Consider the following 18,271-nt stretch of genomic DNA (forward strand, 5'->3'; position numbering starts at 1 on the left):
GTTCCTCTCAGGCGTCGAAGTCGACGGTGACGCAGTCTCCGACGGGGTAGGACTGGCAGGTGAGCACGAAGCCGGCGTCGACCTCGGCGGGCTCGAGGGCGTAGTTGCGCCGCATGTCGACCACTCCGTCGGTGACCTTGGCGCGGCAGGTGCCGCACACGCCGCCCTTGCAGGCGAAGGGGAGGTCGGAGCGGGACGCCTGTGCGGCGTCGAGGATGCTCTGGTCGCGCGGCAGGGCGGCGGTGGCGGAGAGGCCGTCGAGGACGATGGTGACGTCGGTGGTGGCACCGTCGTAGACGCGGTCGAGGCGCTTGAGCTCCGGCGGCGGCTCGTCGACGTAGAAGAGCTCGAAGTGGATCCGGTCGGCCGCGACACCGAGCTCGGTGAGCACCTCGCGCGCGTCGTTGATCATGGCGAAGGGGCCGCAGAGCCAGACGTCGTCGAACTGCTCGACGGGCAGCAGGACGTCGAGGATCCGCCGGATCCGGTCGGCGTCGAGGCGACCGGAGAAGAGCTCGGCGTCCCGGGGCTCTCGGGAGAGCACGTGGACCAGCTGCAGCCGCGACCCGAAGGCGTTCTTGAGGTCACCCAGGTCCTCGGCGAACATGACCGACCCGCTCGTCCGGTTGCCGTAGAGCAGCGCGACCTCGGCGTCGCCGTGCGTCAGCAGCGAGGTCGCGATCGACAGCATGGGCGTGATGCCGGAGCCGGCCGCGATGCACAGGTGTCGACCACCGGCGCGCGGGTCGGCGGTGAAGCTGCCGGTCGGGACCTGCACCTCGATCTCGTCGCCAGGCCGGACGTCGTGGACCAGCCACGTCGAGAACAGCCCGTCCGGGATCTCGCGGACGCCGATCCGGGGACGGGCGCCCACGGGCGCGCAGATGGAGTAGGAGCGCCGCTCCTCGCGACCGCCGACGGTGCGCCGCAGCGTGAGGGACTGCCCGGGCAGGAAGGCGTAGTCCTCGGCCAGCTCCGGGGGCACGTCGAAGGTGACGGCCGCGGCGTCCTCGCAGAGCGTCTCGACAGCTGCCACGGTGAGGGTGTGGAAGGCGGCCGTCCTGGCGGAGCGAGGGGCGGTCTCGACGACGGTCATCTCAGATCTCCTTCACGTGCTCGAACGGCTCGAGGCACGCCGTGCAGCGGTAGAGCGCCTTGCAGGCGGTGGCGCCGAACTCCGAGGTCAGCTCGACCTGCGCGGAGCCGCACCGCGGGCAGGTCAGCCGGCGGCGGGTCGGCGACAGGTTCAGCGCGATCGGGCCGTCGGCGCTGGGCGCCCTGCCCGGCGCCGACAGCCCGTGCGCACGGAGAGCCGCCCGTCCGCGCTCGCTGATCCAGTCGCTGGACCACGCCGGGCTGAGCGCCACCTCGACGCGGGCGTCGTACCCGGCGTCGGTCAGCTTGTGCACGAGGTCGTCGCGCATCGTCGCCATCGCGGGGCACCCGGAGTAGGTCGGCGTGATGGTGACGACGACCCGGCCGCCGGACTCGCGGACGCCACGGAGCACCCCGAGGTCCTCGAGGGTCAGCATCGGCATCTCGGGGTCGGTGACCGAGGCCGCGATGTCGTACGCCGTCGTGGCGGTCGCGGTCGCGGTCGGCATGCTCACCACTTCCCCATCGGGTGGGCGCGGGCGACCACCTGCATCTCGGCGAGCATCCGGGAGAGCGCCTCGGTGTGCAGCCCGTCGCGGCCGGTGCGCCCCTGGACGCCTGCGAGCGGCGCGGCGCCGGGCCGGTCGACGCCGCTGACGGCGAAGACCTGCTCCAGCACGACGTCGACCTCGTCGGCCACGGCGGCCGGGTCGACACCGACGCCGGCAGCGGCGACGCCGGCCTCGACGGGGTGGGTCGAGAGCGGCTCGCCGAACAGCGGCCACAGCTCGGCCAGCGCGGCCGTGAGCCGGCGGCGCGACTCGTCGGTCCCCTGGGCGAGGGTGAGGAACCAGCGACCGGCGTAGTCACGGTGGTAGGTCAGCTCCTTGACCCCCTTCGCCGCGATGGCGGCGAGCACCGGGTCGCGACTCTCGGCCAGCCGGGTGAACAGCGAGAGCCGGACGGTTGCGAACAGCAGCGTCCGCACGACCACGTGGGCGAAGTCACCGTTCGGCACCTCGGTGATCCGCAGGTTGCGGAACTGGCCGGCGTCGCGGAAGAAGGCGAGCGCGTCCTCGGCCGGGACGGGCGACCCCTCGGGCAGGGTCGGGACGACGGAGGGGTCGGCCGCGGCGGCCCGCGCCAGGAGCAGCCGCGCCTGGCCCAGGAGGTCGAGGGCGATGTTGGCCAGCGCGATGTCCTCCTCCAGGTCCGGGGCGTTGCTGCACCACTCGGAGATGCGCTGGGAAAGAACGAGCGCGTCGTCGCCGAGCATCAGGCAGTAGGTCGCCAGCTCGTGGGCGTCGACGTCGTCGGGGACGGTGGTGTCGACGCCGGCGAGCGGGTCCTCGAAGTCGGTGCCGAAGGCCCACTGGGAGTCGTCCCCGGCGACGTCGTGGTGCTCGAGCAGGCCGTCGTAGACGTTGCCCGCGGCGGCGTTGGGGTCGGGGGTCGAGTGCGACATCAGCTGCTCACATGTGGGGGACGTTGTCGGGGATGTCGTAGAAGGTGGGGTGTCGGTAGACCTTGTCGCCCGACGGAGCGAAGAGCGGATCCTTCTCGTCGGGGCTGGACGCCGTGATGTCGGCGGACCTCACGACCCAGATGCTGACGCCCTCGTTGCGGCGGGTGTAGACGTCACGGGCGTGCCGGATGGCCATGTCGTCGTCGGGCGCGTGGAGCGAGCCGACGTGGACGTGGTTCAGACCGCGCTTGCCGCGCACGAACACCTCGTAGAGGGGCCACTCGCGCCTGTCGCTCATCGGACCTCCTCCGTTTCGCTGGTCGAGTAGCCCTCGCGAGGAACGAGCGCGGGTGTGTCGAGACCACCCGACTTGTCCGCGAACGCGAGCGCCGCCTCACGGACCCACGCGCCGTCCTCGTGGGCGCGGCGGCGGTGCGCGAGCCGCTGGGCGTTGCACGGGCCGTTGCCCTTGACGACCTGCATGAACTCGTCCCAGTCGGGCTGGCCGAAGTCGTGGTGGCCGCGCTCCTCGTTCCAGCGCAGCTCCGGGTCGGGCAGCGTGACGCCGAGGGCCTCGGCCTGCGGGACGCTCATGTCGACGAAGCGCTGGCGGAGGTCGTCGTTGGTGTTGCGCTTGATGCCCCAGGCCATCGACTGGGCGGTGTTCGGGGACTCGTCGTCGGGCGGCCCGAACATCATCAGCGCCGGCCACCAGAACCGGTTCACCGACTCCTGCACCATCGCGCGCTGCTCGTCGGTGCCCTGCATCATCGTCATGAGCAGCTCGTAGCCCTGCCGCTGGTGGAAGGACTCCTCCTTGCAGACGCGGATCATCGCCCGGCCGTAGGGGCCGTACGACGTCCGGCACAGCGGCACCTGGTTGCAGATCGCGGCACCATCGACGAGCCAGCCGATCGTGCCGACGTCGGCGTAGGAGAGCGTCGGGTAGTTGAAGATCGAGGAGTACTTCTGCTTGCCGGCCAGCAGCATCTCGGTGAGCTCCTGGCGGGAGGGGCCGAGGGTCTCGGTCGCGGAGTAGAGGTAGAGCCCGTGGCCGGCCTCGTCCTGCACCTTGGCGAGCAGGATGGCCTTGCGGCGCAGCGACGGCGCGCGGCTGATCCAGTTGCCCTCGGGCTGCATGCCGATGATCTCGGAGTGGGCGTGCTGGGCGACCTGTCGGATCAGCGTCTTGCGGTAGCCCTCGGGCATCCAGTCGCGAGGCTCGACGCGGTCGTTGCGCTCGACGATCGCGTCGAACTGCTCGAGCAGAGCGCGCTCGGCGGTCGGGTCTGGCGCCATGCCGGTTTCGGTGTCCGTGGTCGGCACGATTCCTCCTCGTCGCAGGGTTTACTGACCGAGCGGTCTGTTATACCTTGACACGCGTACGCCGGGCCACGCAAGGGCGTGACGCCGTCCTGCCCGGAAGCCGAGGGATGGAGCCACCTGTGACTGGAATGCTGGAGAGCTACGCCGCCGGGCGCTGGTTCCGGGCCGACGACGAGGGCCGACCCGTCCTCGACGCGGTGACCGGCGAGGAGATCAGCCGGATCAGCTCGACCGGGCTGGACCTCGGCGCGATGGTGCAGCACGCCCGCACGGTCGGCGCGCCGGCCCTGCAGGCGCTGACCTTCCACGAGCGGGCCGCTCTGCTCAAGGCGGTCGCCAAGGACCTGATGACGCGCAAGGACGAGTTCTACGAGCTCTCCTACTCCACCGGCGCGACCGCCCGGGACTCCGCGGTCGACATCGACGGCGGCATCGGCACGGTGTTCTCGATGGCCAGCAAGGGCACCCGCGAGATGCCCAACGACACCGTCTACCTCGACGGCGGCACCGAGCGGCTGGGCCGCGCTGGAACCTTCCTGGGCCAGCACATCTACACGAGCCGCCCCGGCGTAGCCGTTCAGATCAACGCCTTCAACTTCCCCGTCTGGGGCATGCTCGAGAAGCTCGCCCCGGCCGTCCTGGCGGGTGCGCCGACCATCGTGAAGCCGGCCGCCCAGACGGCGTACCTCACCGAGGCCGTCGTACGCCGGATCATCGACGCCGGCCTCCTCCCGGAAGGCGCCCTCCAGCTGCTGTGCGGCAGCCCCCAGGGCCTGCTCGACGAGCTGACCGTGCAGGACCAGGTCGCCTTCACGGGCTCCGCGCACACCGCCGGCCTCCTCCGCAACCACACCAACGTCCTGCACGGCGGCGTGCAGCTGGGCGTCGAGGCCGACTCCCTCAACTGCTCGATCCTCGGGCCCGACGTCGCCGTCGACGACCCCGAGTTCGACCTGTTCGTCATGGGCGTCGTCACCGAGATGACGGTCAAGGCCGGCCAGAAGTGCACGGCGATCCGGCGCGTCCTCGTGCCGCGCGACCGGGCCGACGCCGTCGCCGAGGCGATCTCCGCCCGGCTCGCGAAGGTCACCGTCGGCAACCCGCGCGCCGAGGGCGTCCGGATGGGCGCCCTGGTCAGCCTCGACCAGCGCGAGGAGGTCCGCAAGGCCATCCAGTCGCTGCGCGCCTCTGCCGAGATCGTCTTCGGCAACCCCGACCGCGTCGACACCGTCGACGCGGACCCCGAGCGGGGCGCCTTCATCTCCCCCGTGCTGCTCAAGGCCGCCGACGGCGCCGTCGAGCCGCACGACGTCGAGGCGTTCGGGCCGGTCAGCACGCTCATCGCCTACGATGACGTCGACCACGCCGTCCGGCTCGCCGCCCAGGGCAAGGGCAGCCTGGTCGGCTCGCTCGCCACCCACGACCCCGACGTCGCTCGCCGGGTGGTCCTCGGCGCGGCACCGTGGCACGGCCGCATCCTCGTGCTGGACCGCGACGACGCCGCTGAGTCCACCGGCCACGGCTCCCCGCTTCCCGTCCTCGTCCACGGCGGGCCCGGCCGGGCCGGCGGCGGCGAGGAGCTGGGCGGCGTACGCGCGGTGCTCCACTACATGCAGCGCACCGCGATCCAGGCCTCACCCGACATGCTGACCGCGATCACCGGCCGTTGGACCGCCGGGTCGGCGCGTAACGACGACGGCGTCCACCCGTTCCGCAAGAGCCTGGCTTCGCTGCGGATCGGCGACACGATCGCCTCCGCGCCGCGGACCGTGACCCTGGCCGACATCGACCACTTCGCCGAGTTCACCGGCGACACGTTCTACGCCCACACCGACCCCGAGGCCGCAGCGAAGAACCCTCTCTTCGGTGGCATCGTCGCCCACGGCTACCTGGTCGTCTCGCTCGCCGCGGGCCTCTTCGTGGAGCCGAACCCGGGGCCGGTGCTCGCGAACTTCGGCGTCGACAACCTGCGGTTCCTCACGCCGGTGAAGGCCGACGACTCGATCGCCGTCACGCTGACGGTCAAGCAGATCACCCCGCGGACCAGTGCCGACTACGGTGAGGTCCGGTGGGACGCCGTCGTCGTCAACCAGGATGGCGAACCGGTGGCGACCTACGACGTCCTGACGCTCGTGAGCAAGGAGTGGACCGACTGATGCAGCGCGTCACCGTGCAGTACTTCGACCCGTCCGACGGGCCGTCCTTCGAGGCGACCTACCGCGAGCGGCACGTCCCCCTCGTCAAGGCGATCCCGGGGCTCGAGCGCTTCACGCTCACCCGTCCGCGCGGCGGCGAGGACACCCCCTACCTGGTCGCCGAGCTGTGGTTCGCCGACCTCGACGGCTTGAAGGCCGGTCAGGCGTCGGAGGAGATGGCCGCGACCCGCGCGGACGCCGAGACCTACGACGTGGCCCGGCGGACGATGTTCTCCGGCTCCGTGGAAGAGGTCTGAGGCGTGCCGTCGAGCCTGGTCACCCGTGACGGCGACGTCGCCACCGTGACGCTGAACCGGCCCGCCCAGCGCAACGCCCTCGACGAGACCCTCAAGACCGCGCTTCTCGCGGCGGTCACCGAGGTCGGCGGCGACGACACGGTCCGGGCCGTCGTGCTCGCCGCCGAGGGCCCGGCCTTCTGCGTGGGGCAGGACCTGGCCGAGCACGCCGCCCGGCTCGCCGCGGACGGGGCGGAGGGCGCCTTCCGCACCGTCGAGGAGCACTACTCCCCGATCGTCGAGGCCCTCGCCACGATGCCGAAGCCGGTGGTGGCGGCAGTTCACGGCACCTGCGTCGGCGCCGGGCTCGGCCTGGCGCTGGCCTGCGACCTGCGCGTCTTCGCCGAGGACGCCACGCTCGGGACCGCCTTCACCGGGATCGGCCTCACCTGCGACTCCGGGCTGTCGGCGACGCTGACCCGCTCGGTCGGCGAGTCCCGTGCTCGCGAGCTCGTCCTGCTCGGCACCACCTTCAAGCCCGCCGACGCCGTCGGGTGGGGCATCAGCGGTCAGGTGGTCGCCGCGGAGGAGGTCGCGTCGACGGCGGCCGCCCTGGCAGCCCGGCTCGCGTCCGGTCCCACCACGGCGTACGCCGAGTCGAAGCGGCTCCTCGCCGCGGCGTCCCAGCTCAGCCTCGCCGAGACCCTGGCCGCGGAGGCCGAGGCCCAGGTCCGGTGCGGCGCGACGGAGGACCACCGCAACGCCGTCGACGCCTTCATGAGCAAGGCGAGGCCGACCTTCACCGGTCGCTGAGCCGCACCCGGCCGGCTCGGCTCCTGGAGCAGGTGCGCGCCGAGCGCGACGCCGACGCGGCCCGCCGCGCCATCGTGCGCGAGCGCGCGTCGCGGTTCCATCCGCTGGTCTGCACCGACAACGGCGGACGCTTGCTCGGGATCGTCCGCATCGAGCGGGTGATCGAGCGGCTCGCCGGAGGCGCGTGAGCCGGGCCTTCGTTTGCCCCGCGCGACCACGGGCTACCGCTTCGGGACGGAGCTGAGTTCGGAGGACCTGTGGCGGTGGCGACCTGATGGGCGACCCGAGGAACGGCGCGGGGGAACGAGCGAGGCGCGTCCTGATCACCGGCGCCTCGTCGGGCGTCGGTCGAGCGACGGCGCACCGACTGGCCGGTGAAGGCGCACGCCTGGTCCTCGCGTCGAGGTCGCAGGACGTCCTCGAGGAGGTCGCCGACGAGTGCCGGGCGCGGGGTGCCCGCGACGTGCTCGTGTGCGCGACCGACGTCGGTGAGCGAGAGGCCGTCGAGCGACTGTTCGCCGAGGCGGAGAGCAGGTACGGCGGCCTGGACGCCGTCATCCACTCGGCGGCGGTGGTCGCCTACGGGCGGTTCCAGGACGTGCCGGCGGAGGTGTTCGACCGAGCGGTCCGCACCAACTTCATCGGCACCGCGAACGTCGCGCGCTGCGCCCTGCTGATGTTCGACCGCGCCGGCGGAGGGTCGCTCGTGCTCGTCGGATCGGTGCTCGGGAAGATCGTGACGCCGCTGATGAGCTCCTACTGCGCCACCAAGTGGGGCGCCTACGGGCTGGCCCGCGTGCTTCAGATCGAGGCCCGCACCAGTCCGGACGTGCACGTCAGCGTCGTCTCCCCCGGCAGCGTCAACACGCCGATCTACGACCAGGCGGCGAGCTACTCGGGTCACGGAGGCACCCCGCCGCCGCCCATCGTGAGCGCCGACCGGGTCGCCGCGCGCTGTGTCGACGCGATCGACCGCCCGCGACGCGACCGCAACGTCGGGATCTTCAACGCCGTGATGGTCGCCGGCTACCGCCTGGCACCGCCGCTCTTCGACCGGATGGTCAGCCCGCTGCTCACGACGTTCGGACTGGGCCGGGCAGAGGTGGCACCCAACCCGGGCAACGTGCTCGTGCCCAACGCGGACGGCGAGGCCGTCGCCGGTCGGTGGCCGCACTTCTGGGGCTGAGCGCGCTCAGGCCCAGGGGTGCGGCCGGCAAGCCACGCGTGCCCGGAACAAGCACGCTGGACGCCGTAGCGGGATACTGGTCCGCATGCGAGCGATCTGGAAGGGCGCGGTCTCCTTCGGCCTGGTGAGCGTGCCGGTCAAGCTCTACGCGGCGACCGAGTCGCACGACGTCTCCTTCCGTCAGGTCCACGTGACCGACGGCGGACGGATCCGCTACCAGCGGGTCTGCTCGATCGACGGCGAGGAGGTGCCCTACTCCGACATCGCGAAGGGCTATGAGACCGAGGACGGCGAGATGGTCGTCCTCTCCGACGACGACATGGCGGCCCTGCCCTCCACGTCGAGCCGGGAGATCTCGGTCGAGAAGTTCGTGCCGAGCGACCAGATCGATCCGCTGCTGTTCGAGAAGGCCTACTACCTCGAGCCCGAGAACACTGGCAAGAAGCCCTACGCGCTGCTGCGCGAGGCGCTGCGCGAGGCAGACCGGATGGCCGTCGTCACCGTCGCCCTGCGCAACCGGACGACCACTGCCGTGCTGCGGGTGCGCGAGACCGAGAAGGGCGACGTCATCGTGCTCCAGACGATGATGTGGCCCGACGAGGTCCGCGTCCCGGACTTCTCCGTCGATCTCGAGGGCGAGGTGAAGCCGGCCGAGGTGAAGATGGCGCAGATGCTCGTCGAGACGCTGGCCGGTGACTTCGACCCCAGCGAGTTCGAGGACGACTACGCCGAGGCCGTCGAGACGATGGTCAAGACGAAGGTGGAGGGCGGCGAGGTCAAGCGCACCGAGACCTCCACCAAGTCCGCCGGCGAGGTCGTCGACCTGCTGGCAGCGCTGCAGCGGTCGGTGGCCGCCGCCAAGAAGGGCCGCGGCGAGGACGCCGACGACGCCGACGACGCCGACGAGAAGCCGGCCAGGACGAGCACCGCGAAGAAGTCCGCGGGCAAGGCCACGGCGAAGAAGGCGGCGACCAAGAAGACCGCGAGCAAGAAGACCGCCAAGAAGACGACGGCCAAGAAGGCCGCGCCGAAGAAGAAGGCCAGCTGATTGACCACGCTCTGGGACATCACCCCCACGGTCGACGTGGACTCCCCCGTCTTCCCCGGTGACCAGACCTACGACGCCGGCTGGACCTTCCGCATCGGTCCGGGCTGTCCCGTCAACGTGGCCCGCCTGACGCTGTCGCCGCACACGGGCGCGCACGCGGACGCCCCGCTCCACTACGCCCCGGACGGTACGCCGGCCGGCGCGCTCGACCTGACGCCGTTCCTCGGCCCCTGCCGAGTCGTCCATGCGACCTCCGCACGCCCGCTCGTCACCCCGGCCGACGTCGCCCACGCTCTCGACGAGGCGATGCCGCCGCGGCTGCTGATCCGCACCTACGACCGCCAGCCGACCGCCTGGGACGACGACTTCGCCGGCCTCGAGGCGACCCTGCTCGACGAGCTCGGCAGCCGGGGCGGCATCCTTGTCGGCACCGACGGCGCCAGCCTCGACCCCGCCGACAGCAAGACGCTCGACGCGCACCGGGCGGCCCACCGACATGACCTACGGATCCTGGAGAACCTGTTGCTCGACGACGTTCCCGAGGGTGACTACGAGCTCATCGCGCTCCCCCTCAAGCTCGCCACCGCGGACGCCGCACCCGTCCGGGCCGTCCTCCGGGAGCTCGTGTGACGACCCGGAACGACGCCGAGAAGCGCGACGCCGACGACCCGCTGGCCCCGCTGCGCGACCTCTTCGACCTGCCCGAGGGCACGATCTACCTCGACGGCAACTCGCTCGGTGCACTCCCCCGTGCGACCGCGGCCCGGGTCCAGGAGGTCGTCACCGGGGAGTGGGGCGACGCCCTCATCGAGAGCTGGAACAGCGCGGGCTGGATCGCCCTGCCGCACCGCGTCGGCGACAAGATCGCGCGTCTCGTCGGCGCCGGAGCAGGTGAGCTGGTCGTCGCCGACTCCACCAGCGTCAACGTCTACAAGGTGCTGAAGGCGGCCCTCGGCCTGGCCGAGCCGGGCCGCGACGTGATCGTCAGCGAGCGCACCAACTTCCCGACCGACCTCTACATCGCCCAGTCGGTCGCCCGCGAGCACGGCTGCGAGCTCGTCCTGCTCGAGCCCGGCGAGCAGCCGGCCGACCGGCTCGACGAGCGCGTCGCCGTGCTGATGCTGACCCACGTCAACTACCGCACGGGCGCGATGTGGGACATGGCGGGCATCACCGCGCAGGCCCACGAGCGCGGCGTCCTCACCGTGTGGGACCTCTGCCACTCGGCCGGGGCGGTCCCCGTCGACCTCACCGGCGCCGGGGCGGACTTCGCGATCGGCTGCGGCTACAAGTTCCTCAACGGTGGGCCGGGCGCCCCGGCGTACGTCTGGGCGAGCCCGCGGCACGCGGACCGCTTCGCCCAGCCGCTGTCGGGCTGGATGGGCCACGCCGCGCCGTTCGCGTTCACGACCGACTACGAGCCCGCGCCGGGCATCGCCCGCTACGTCTCCGGCACGCCGGGCGTGATCGCCACCGCCGCGCTCGAGTGCGGGGTCGACACGCTCCTCGCCGCCGAGCCGTACGGCGGCCTCGCCGCCCTCCGCCGCAAGTCGCTCGAGCTCACCCGGCTCTTCGCCGACCTCGTCGAGGAACGGGTCCCCGGGTTCGCGATCGAGTCGCCCCGCGACGACGAGCGTCGCGGCAGCCAGGTCTGCCTGTCCCGGCCCGAGGGCGGCTACGCGATCGTGCAGGCGCTGATCGCCCGCGGTGTGGTCGGCGACTTCCGCGTCGGGAGCGACGGCCTGCCCGACATCCTGCGCTTCGGCGTGACCCCGCTCTACACGCGCTTCGTCGACGTGTGGGACGCGGTCGAGCAGCTGCGTCAGGTGATGGAGAGCGCCGAGTGGCGCGACGAACGGTTCGACCAGAGACTGGCGGTGACGTGATGGACTACGGCGACTACCTGCACCTCGACGAGGTGCTGGCGGCCCAGCACCCCCTGTCCGGGGAGCACGACGAGCTGCTGTTCATCGTGCAGCACCAGACGAGCGAGCTGTGGATGAGGCTCCTGCTCCACGAGCTCGACGCGGCCACCGTGGCCGTGGCCGGCGACCAGCTGCCGTTCGCCTTCAAGACGACCGCCCGGGCGTCGAAGATCATGGAGCAGCTCGTCCACGCGTGGGACGTCCTGGCCACGATGACACCGACGGACTACAGCAAGTTCCGCGACGTCCTCGGCTTCGGCAGCGGCTTCCAGTCCTGGCAGTACCGGTGCATCGAGTTCGCCCTCGGTAACAAGAACGCGCGCTGGGCGGACTCCGTCTCGGGGCCGCACGCCCAGCAGGACACGCGGCTCTCAGCCGTACGCCAGGCGCTGGAGCGGCCCTCGCTCTACGACGAGGCGCTGCGCCTGCTCGACCGACGCGGCTTCTCGATCCCCGAGTCGCGGCTCGACCGCGACTGGACGCAGCCCTACGAGGCCGACGACCAGGTCGAGCACGCCTGGCTGGAGGTCTACCGCGAGCCCGAGAAGCACTGGGACCTCTACCAGCTCGGCGAGGAGCTCACCGACCTCGAGGACGCCTTCCGGCTGTGGCGGTTCCGCCACGTCTCCACCGTGCAGCGGATCATCGGCTCGAAGACCGGCACCGGTGGCACGAGCGGCGTCGGCTACCTGCGCACCCGGCTCGACGTCGTGCTCTTCCCCGAGCTGTGGGGGCTGCGCACCGAGCTCTGATCTCGGCGACCGGCAGAATGAGCGCATGAGCACGTCCCTCAGCCACGAGCTGACCTACGACGCCCCTCTCGCCGACGTGGCCGCGATGCTGGCCGACCCCGCCTTCCGGGAGCGGGTCTGCGACGCCCAGCACGCGATCTCGCGCAGGGTGACCGTGACCGGCTCGACCGGGAGCGGGAGCGTCGCGATCGACTACTCGCAGGCGTCGGCCGGGATCCCGTCCTTCGCCAAGAAGATCGTCGGCGACACCATCGACATCGTCCAGCGCGAGCAGTGGAGCCACGACCGGGCCGCTCTCGACATCACCATCCCCGGCAAGCCCGGGGACATGAAGGGCAGCATCACGCTCGCCGAGCGAGGCGGCATGACGATCGAGACCGTCTCGGTGGAGATCCGGGTCGGGGTGCCGCTCGTGGGCGGCAAGCTCGAGCGGCTGATCGAGGAGATCCTCGTCAAGGCCTTCAAGAAGGAGAACCAGGTCGGCCGCGAGTGGCTGGCTCGCTAGCGCCCTCGCCCGGTTCCTGGGCCGCCTCGGCGGCGGCGTCCTCGGCGGCGTCCTGCCGCCGGCGTACGGCGACCACGATCCCGAGCAGCACGAACGGACCAAACGCCAGCAGCAGCGTCAGGACCTTCTCGTAGGGATGCAGCGCGCCCAGGTGGAGCGCCACGATGTCGAGGAACACACGTCCACTCTAGATCGCGACGCCCGCACCTGGGCGTGCGGGTCATCCGGTCAGTAGCGCCAGATCTTGAAGCCGTAGGTGAAGCCGTCGAGGCCCCGCGTCGTCGGCAGGACCAGGCGGTAGTGACCGGTCTTGCCGAATCGACCGACGAACCGGCCGTTGGCGTGGAACTTGATCTTCTTGTACTTCTTCCAGTGCTTGCCCTTCTTGATCTGGACGGGCACCTTGAGGCCGGCGACCGAGGCCGCGGGCTTCACCGTGAAGGTGGTCTTCACGCTGCCGTGGCCGCCGCGGAACTTCATGTCGACGGCGCGGTAGACGCCGAACCGGACCGGCGCGGAGGCAGCCGCCGGGAACTTCAGCACGTCGCTGCCGTCGGTGTAGGTGCCCTCCGGCCGGTAGGCCCGGATGAGGACCGAGCCGGTCGCCGGGACGCTCGCATAGGCCGAGCCGGCCGACGTGTTGCCGCCGACCGTGGCCCAGTTCACGCCGTCGGCGGACGTCTGGATCAGGAGGTTGCCGGTGGTGCCGTACGGGAGCCGCCCGGTCGTGTACCCGGGACACGAGCCGCTCGCCGTGGCGTCGACGCTGTTGGTGCGGCCGAACTCCAGCGTGGTGTAGCTGGGCGCGACCTGGACCGTGTCGGTGCACTGCACGGTCGCCGTGGTCGCCGCGCTCGCAGGTGTGGCCGTTCCGACCGCCGCGAGCGTCGCCGTGCCCAGCCCGAGCGCGACGACGGCCCCGCCGACCCTGGACAGGAAGGTCCTCTTCATCGATGTGTCCCCTTGAGATCGTGACTTCCGGATCCCCAGATCCGGGCGGGCAGGTCCTGCCCGTGCCAGCGACAGCCAAGCAGGGAGAGGTGGAGAAGTCGATGGGGACAAGTCCCCAACTCTCACGTGATCAGGTCGGGGATCTCCTGCGTCGCGAACCAGCCGAGGTCCTCGTCGGGATCGGCGCCTGCGGGGCGCTCGGCGAGGTCGGCGTGCACCGCCGCCCAGCTCCGGGCAGGGACCGGCTGGGAGGGCGACGCCGCCTCGACCACGAGCACCACCCGCCGGCCCGGACCGGCGAGCAGGTCGGCCGACACGTCGGCCGCGGACATCAGGGCGGTGTACTCCCCGTCCTCGGTGTCGTCGGGCGGCTCGAACGCGCCGAGCACCCCGGGGTCGGACGCAGGGACCTCGCCGGCGGTGTGCCAGCGGGCGAGCAGGTCGATGGTGGCGGGGACGTAGAGCCGCATCAGGAGCCCGCCTGACCGCCGCGGCCGCTGCCGCGTCGACGACCCCGGGGCGCCCGGCCGCGGCCGCCGCTCGCGGTGTCCTGCAGCTCGGCGAGCGCGTCGGCGAAGCACTGGCAGAGGATGTCGGCGTCGGGGACGAGGTCGCGGTCGGCGGTCATCCCGAGGAACACCCTGCCGTGGTAGGAGGTCACGCCGATGGCGAGGGCGTGCCCCGGCGTCAGCGGCGGGACCGGAAAGCTGGCCACCATCTCGGCGCCGATCGCGTAGCGCGGCGACTGCGGGCCGGGGACGTTGGTGACCGCGATCTGGTAGCTGCCGCCCGGCTGTGCGGCCGCGGCGCGCGACCCGACGGCGTGGAAGGTGGTCGGCGCGAAACCGGCGATCGAGACGAGCCGGCTCGCGGCGACCCCGCGGCCGGTCGCCTTGTGGGACTCGAAGGAGTAGGACACCTGGTGCAGCCGGACCACCGGGCTGGCCTCTCCGACCGGCAGGTCGACGAAGTGCACGGCGATCTGCGAGCCCAGGGAGGTCTCCTCCTCGTTCTCGTCGATGACCGAGACGGGTACGACGGCCCGCACCTGCCGCAGCCCGGCGAGGGACTCGGCCCGGGTCATCAGCCAGGCCCGCAGCCCGCCGGCGATCACGGCGAGCACGACGTCGTTGATGGTCCCGCCGTGCACCGCCCGGATGGCGCGGAGGTCGTCGAGACGCGCCTCGAGGGTGACGAACCGCCGCTGCTGGGAGAGCCGGCCGTTCAGCGGCGTGGGCCGCTCGGGGCGGCGGCCCGTCATGAGCTCGGCGGCGCCGACGCCCCGTCGGACGGCACGGCGCGCCTCCCGGGCGAGGTGGGAGCCGGTGCTGCGCGCGGTGTCGAGCACCGTCTGGGGCTCCGCCAGCGCATCGCGGAGCGCGGAGACGACCAGGCCGGCGGGCGTGGGGGCACGCCCCGGCACCCAGTCGTCGGGGTCCATCGGCCTGGTCTCGGGGCTCACGTCGAGCAGCAGCTGGCCCAGGTCGACGGTCTGCACTCCGTCGACCAGGGCCTGGTGGGCCTTCGTGAGGAGGGCGACGCGCCCACCCTCGAGGCCCTCGACGAGATACATCTCCCACAGCGGGCGGTGGCGGTCGAGCGGCCGGGAGACGATCCGCGCGACGAGGTCGCGGAGCTGGTCGGCCGTGCCAGGGCGCGGCAGTGCGGAGCGGCGGACGTGGTACTCGAGGTCGAAGGTGGAGTCGTCGGCCCACACCGGGTTGGCCAGCCTCCCGGGCACCAGCTGGACCTTCTGCCGGTAGCGCGGCACGAACGAGATGCGGTCGGCGATGAGAGCCAGCAGCGCGTCGTAGTCGAACCCGCCCGGGCCCGGCTCGAAGATCTCGACCGTCGCGTTCTGTCGCGGCGCGGTGGGACGCTCGTCGGTCAGGAAGGCGAGGTCACGCGGTGTGAGGCGGTCCCCCATGTGACGCACCCCTTTCCGGGGCCTCTTGGGCCCCTCTCAGCAACGCGTGGGATTCTTCCAGAGGTGCGACGGGCGTGGACCGTCCGTCGTCGTCCGTGTGTCGAACTCAACCAGAGAGGCAACGATGCGCAAGCTGCGCCACCTCACCGTCGTCGTCGCAGTCCTCGCCGGCGGCCTCACCCTCACCGCGTGCGGCAGCGACAGCGACGCCCCGGCCTCCTCGAAGGTCAGCACCAAGAGCATCGACGTCACCATCGAGGGCGACAGCGTCACGCCGAACGGCGACCGTGTCGAGGTGTCCGTCGGCCAGCCGGTCGAGTTCGTCGTCAAGGCGGACGCTCCCGGCGAGATCCACGTCCACTCCGACCCGGAGCAGGAGCTGGAGTACACGAAGGGGACCACCATCCTCAAGCTCCCCGCCTCCATCTTCGACCGCGCCGGGATCATCGAGGTCGAGTCGCACGCGCTCGAGAAGACGATCGTCCAGCTCGAAGTGAAGTGATCCGCCGGTGATCTCGGCCCACGGGATCGGTGGCGCGCGCGACCTGCCGATCCCGCCGGAGCTCGCCATCGCCGGTGCGGTCGCCGCCCTGACCGTCTCCTTCACCGTCCTTGCTGTCGCGTGGCGCAACCCGCGCTACGACGCCGCGACGTCGGGGCGCGCCGCGCCCGCCTGGCTCGGCCGGGTCGTCGACGCCCCCTGGTGGCGGGTGCTCTGGCGCGTCGTCGGGTTCGTGCTCTTCCTCTACACCGCGATGGTCGCCGTCTTCGGCAAGGACCTGCTGACCAACCCGCTGTTCGGGATCTTCTACGTGTGGTGGTGGGTCGCCCTCGTCCCGCTGTCGCTGCTGTTCGGCCCGGTGTGGAAGGCGATCAGCCCGGTCCGCACCATCAACCTCTTCTTCGCCAAGCTCTCCGGCGGTGACCCGGAGACCGGCCTCTACCGCTATCCGGAGCGGCTCGGGCACTGGCCGGCCGCCGTCGGCCTCTTCGCGTTCGTCTGGATGGAGCTGGTCTATCCCTACTCCACCGAGCTGGGCCCGGTCCGGCTCTGGTGCGCGATCTACGTCGCGGCGATGCTCGTGGGCGGGGCGATGTTCGGCAACACGTTCTACGAGCGTGCGGACCCGTTCGAGGTCTACAGCTCGCTGGTCGCCAAGCTGTCGGCGTGGGGCCGCCGCGACGGCGTCCTGCTCGTCCGCAGCCCGCTCGCCAACCTCGACACGGTGACGCCGCGCCCGGGGCTGGTGGCGGTGACCGCCGTGCTCTTCGGCTCGACCGCGTTCGACTCCTTCAAGGACTCCTCGCACTGGGTGCGGTTCGTCCAGAACAACGACTTCATCGGCACCCACAGCTATGGCCTGACGCTGGCCAACAACCTGGCGCTGATCGCCTTCTGCCTCGCGGTCGGCGCGATCTTCGCGACCGGCACGATGCTGACCGGCGTCGAGCCGGGCTTCCAGCGGCGCACGCTCCCGGGGCTCTTCACCCACTCGATCGTGCCGATCATCGTGGGCTACGTCGTCGCGCACTACCTCTCCTACCTGCTCGAGGCGGGCGAGGCGACGCTGATCAAGGCCAGCGACCCGTTCTCCGACGGCTCCAACTGGTTCGGCACCGCCGACTGGAAGATCGACTACTTCTTCGCCTACCACCCGACGCTGCTGGCGACCACCAAGGTCCTCGCCGTCGTGATCGGCCACGTCGTCGGGGTGGTCGCCGCGCACGACCGGGCGGTCAGGCTGCTCCCGCGCCGCCACCAGCTCACCGGGCAGCTGCCGCTGCTCTTCGCGATGGTGGCCTTCACCGTCGGCGGGCTCTGGCTGCTGTTCTCGGCCTGACGGCCTACGACGCGAGCGGCGCCGTGTCGACCTCCTGCGGGTGCGCGAGCCCTTCGCGCAGCGCGGTGAGCGCCTCGACGGCGGTCCGCCCGGGCCGCCAGCCCAGCTCGCGCTCGGCCCGGTCGTAGGACATCAGCGGCATCTGCAGGAGGTAGTCGAGCAGCTGGGGCGGCGCGGGGATCAGGTGGGCGTGCCACGCGGCGGCCGCCAGGTCCCGGGCGACCCGGCCCGGGAACGGGATCGTCCGGCCACCGAACACCTCGGCCAGCACGGCTGCGTCGACGATCGGCTCCGTGGCCAGGTTGAACGCCCCGCGGGCGTCGGCGAGCACGGCGTCGGCGAAGGCCCGGGCGGCGTCGTCGGTGTGCATCGCCTGGAAGACCAGCCCGGGCAGCGCCGGCACGAGGGGTACGCCGACCCGGCCGATCAGTCGGGTCGGCATCCAGCTCCCGCCGAAGATCCGCAGCTGCTCGGGCGAGGACGGCGCCTTGAACATGAAGGCGGGCCGCATCCGCGCCACGCGGATCTCCGGGTGCGACTGCTCGAAGCCGTCCAGCATCCGCTCGACGTACGCCTTCTCGCGGCAGTAGGCGGCCGGTGACCAGCCGTGCGTCGGCCAGCTCTCGTCGATCCGCTCGGTCTTGCTGCCCGGCGAGTAGGCGCCGACCGACGACGCCACGACGACGGCCGAGACACCTGCCTGCGCCGCCGCGTCGAGCACGCGCGACGTGCCGTGGACGTTGACGCCCCAGGTGACGTCGGGGTGGTGGCTGGGCTGGAAGGCCCACGCCAGGTGGACGACGGCGTCGACCTCGTCGAAGAGCCCGACCAGGTCGTCGTACCGCACGTCGCAGGGGCGCCAGGTCACGCCGTCCGGCTGCCACCGCGGCCTGCGCCGGGCGATGCCGACGACCTCGTCGACCTCGGACCTGCGCGCGAGCTCGGCCACGACGCTGGTCCCGACGTTCCCCGTCGCTCCTGTCACCACGATGCGCATCCCTCGCAC

General features: G+C 71.7%; 22 protein-coding genes. 12 read left to right on the forward strand and 10 right to left on the reverse strand.

Going from position 1 to position 18,271, the window contains the following annotated elements; all coding sequences use genetic code 11:
- Positions 1 to 7: 7 nt before the first annotated feature.
- The 5 genes from paaE to paaA are packed head-to-tail and all read right to left on the reverse strand — an operon-like array spanning position 8 to position 3,886.
- On the reverse strand, positions 8 to 1,096 hold the full coding sequence (gene paaE, locus BM236_RS02010) for a 1,2-phenylacetyl-CoA epoxidase subunit PaaE (protein ID WP_091119558.1): 1,089 nt from the start codon (positions 1,094 to 1,096) through the stop codon (positions 8 to 10).
- A gap of 1 nt (position 1,097) precedes the next feature.
- Positions 1,098 to 1,604 (reverse strand): 1,2-phenylacetyl-CoA epoxidase subunit PaaD, encoded by a 507-nt coding sequence (gene paaD / locus BM236_RS02015; protein ID WP_091119979.1) that lies wholly within the window; start codon positions 1,602 to 1,604, stop codon positions 1,098 to 1,100.
- Between the two features lie 2 nt (positions 1,605 to 1,606).
- Entirely contained in the window at positions 1,607 to 2,560 is a 954-nt protein-coding gene (paaC, locus tag BM236_RS02020; protein WP_091119560.1) for a 1,2-phenylacetyl-CoA epoxidase subunit PaaC, read from the reverse strand.
- 7 nt (positions 2,561 to 2,567) lie between these two features.
- A complete protein-coding gene (gene paaB / locus BM236_RS02025; protein WP_091119563.1) occupies positions 2,568 to 2,858 on the reverse strand; it encodes a 1,2-phenylacetyl-CoA epoxidase subunit PaaB in 291 nt (96 codons plus the stop codon).
- On the reverse strand, positions 2,855 to 3,886 hold the full coding sequence (gene paaA, locus BM236_RS02030; RefSeq protein WP_245750083.1) for a 1,2-phenylacetyl-CoA epoxidase subunit PaaA: 1,032 nt from the start codon (positions 3,884 to 3,886) through the stop codon (positions 2,855 to 2,857). Before paaA ends, paaB begins: the two co-directional genes overlap by 4 nt.
- A 128-nt stretch (positions 3,887 to 4,014) precedes the next feature.
- Here paaA and paaZ point away from each other — a divergent pair, with 128 nt between their 5' ends.
- The 10 genes from paaZ to BM236_RS02080 all read left to right on the forward strand — a co-directional run bounded on the left by paaZ (position 4,015) and on the right by BM236_RS02080 (position 12,546).
- Positions 4,015 to 6,042, forward strand: coding sequence for a phenylacetic acid degradation bifunctional protein PaaZ (gene paaZ, locus BM236_RS02040; RefSeq protein ID WP_245750102.1), 2,028 nt, complete (start codon positions 4,015 to 4,017; stop codon positions 6,040 to 6,042).
- Entirely contained in the window at positions 6,042 to 6,338 is a 297-nt protein-coding gene (locus BM236_RS02045; protein ID WP_139229996.1) for an EthD family reductase, read from the forward strand. Before paaZ ends, BM236_RS02045 begins: the two co-directional genes overlap by 1 nt.
- A gap of 3 nt (positions 6,339 to 6,341) precedes the next feature.
- Entirely contained in the window at positions 6,342 to 7,130 is a 789-nt protein-coding gene (locus tag BM236_RS02050) for an enoyl-CoA hydratase/isomerase family protein (RefSeq protein ID WP_091119569.1), read from the forward strand.
- A gap of 32 nt (positions 7,131 to 7,162) precedes the next feature.
- Positions 7,163 to 7,318, forward strand: coding sequence for a hypothetical protein (locus BM236_RS18830; protein WP_175507500.1), 156 nt, complete (start codon positions 7,163 to 7,165; stop codon positions 7,316 to 7,318).
- Between the two features lie 86 nt (positions 7,319 to 7,404).
- Positions 7,405 to 8,316, forward strand: a complete 912-nt coding sequence (locus BM236_RS02055) for an SDR family NAD(P)-dependent oxidoreductase (RefSeq protein ID WP_091119571.1) — start codon at positions 7,405 to 7,407, stop codon at positions 8,314 to 8,316.
- 85 nt (positions 8,317 to 8,401) lie between these two features.
- On the forward strand, positions 8,402 to 9,364 hold the full coding sequence (gene ku / locus BM236_RS02060) for a non-homologous end joining protein Ku (RefSeq protein ID WP_091119573.1): 963 nt from the start codon (positions 8,402 to 8,404) through the stop codon (positions 9,362 to 9,364).
- The gene (kynB, locus tag BM236_RS02065; protein WP_091119576.1) at positions 9,365 to 9,994 is read left to right on the forward strand and encodes an arylformamidase; all 630 of its coding nucleotides are present in this window, start codon (positions 9,365 to 9,367) and stop codon (positions 9,992 to 9,994) included.
- A complete protein-coding gene (kynU, locus tag BM236_RS02070; protein WP_091119578.1) occupies positions 9,991 to 11,250 on the forward strand; it encodes a kynureninase in 1,260 nt (419 codons plus the stop codon). The genes kynB and kynU overlap by 4 nt, the downstream gene beginning before the upstream one ends.
- Positions 11,250 to 12,041 carry a tryptophan 2,3-dioxygenase gene (locus BM236_RS02075; protein ID WP_091119581.1) on the forward strand — a complete coding sequence of 264 codons (792 nt, stop codon included), beginning with the start codon at positions 11,250 to 11,252 and terminating at the stop codon, positions 12,039 to 12,041. The genes kynU and BM236_RS02075 overlap by 1 nt, the downstream gene beginning before the upstream one ends.
- Before the next feature lie 25 nt (positions 12,042 to 12,066).
- On the forward strand, positions 12,067 to 12,546 hold the full coding sequence (locus BM236_RS02080; RefSeq protein ID WP_091119583.1) for a DUF2505 domain-containing protein: 480 nt from the start codon (positions 12,067 to 12,069) through the stop codon (positions 12,544 to 12,546).
- Here BM236_RS02080 and BM236_RS18620 read toward each other — a convergent pair.
- From BM236_RS18620 to BM236_RS02095, 4 genes are all read right to left on the reverse strand, one after another.
- A complete protein-coding gene (locus tag BM236_RS18620; RefSeq protein ID WP_139229997.1) occupies positions 12,503 to 12,724 on the reverse strand; it encodes a hypothetical protein in 222 nt (73 codons plus the stop codon). The two genes, BM236_RS02080 and BM236_RS18620, sit on opposite strands and share 44 nt — an antisense overlap.
- A 50-nt stretch (positions 12,725 to 12,774) precedes the next feature.
- Entirely contained in the window at positions 12,775 to 13,497 is a 723-nt protein-coding gene (locus tag BM236_RS02085) for a hypothetical protein (protein ID WP_091119584.1), read from the reverse strand.
- Between the two features lie 122 nt (positions 13,498 to 13,619).
- Positions 13,620 to 13,967, reverse strand: coding sequence for a DUF6912 family protein (locus BM236_RS02090; RefSeq protein WP_245750084.1), 348 nt, complete (start codon positions 13,965 to 13,967; stop codon positions 13,620 to 13,622).
- Positions 13,967 to 15,424, reverse strand: a complete 1,458-nt coding sequence (locus BM236_RS02095; RefSeq protein ID WP_091119587.1) for a WS/DGAT/MGAT family O-acyltransferase — start codon at positions 15,422 to 15,424, stop codon at positions 13,967 to 13,969. The genes BM236_RS02090 and BM236_RS02095 overlap by 1 nt, the downstream gene beginning before the upstream one ends.
- Before the next feature lie 124 nt (positions 15,425 to 15,548).
- On the opposite strand from BM236_RS02095, the gene BM236_RS02100 reads away from it, so the two are divergent.
- Entirely contained in the window at positions 15,549 to 15,926 is a 378-nt protein-coding gene (locus tag BM236_RS02100) for a hypothetical protein (protein ID WP_091119589.1), read from the forward strand.
- 7 nt (positions 15,927 to 15,933) lie between these two features.
- Positions 15,934 to 17,265 (forward strand): hypothetical protein, encoded by a 1,332-nt coding sequence (locus tag BM236_RS02105; RefSeq protein ID WP_091119591.1) that lies wholly within the window; start codon positions 15,934 to 15,936, stop codon positions 17,263 to 17,265.
- Between the two features lie 4 nt (positions 17,266 to 17,269).
- Here BM236_RS02105 and BM236_RS02110 read toward each other — a convergent pair whose 3' ends face one another.
- A complete protein-coding gene (locus BM236_RS02110; protein ID WP_091119594.1) occupies positions 17,270 to 18,262 on the reverse strand; it encodes an NAD-dependent epimerase/dehydratase family protein in 993 nt (330 codons plus the stop codon).
- Positions 18,263 to 18,271: the final 9 nt, after the last annotated feature.

The organism is Nocardioides terrae (assembly GCF_900112345.1).
GTDB lineage: Bacteria > Actinomycetota > Actinomycetes > Propionibacteriales > Nocardioidaceae > Nocardioides > Nocardioides terrae.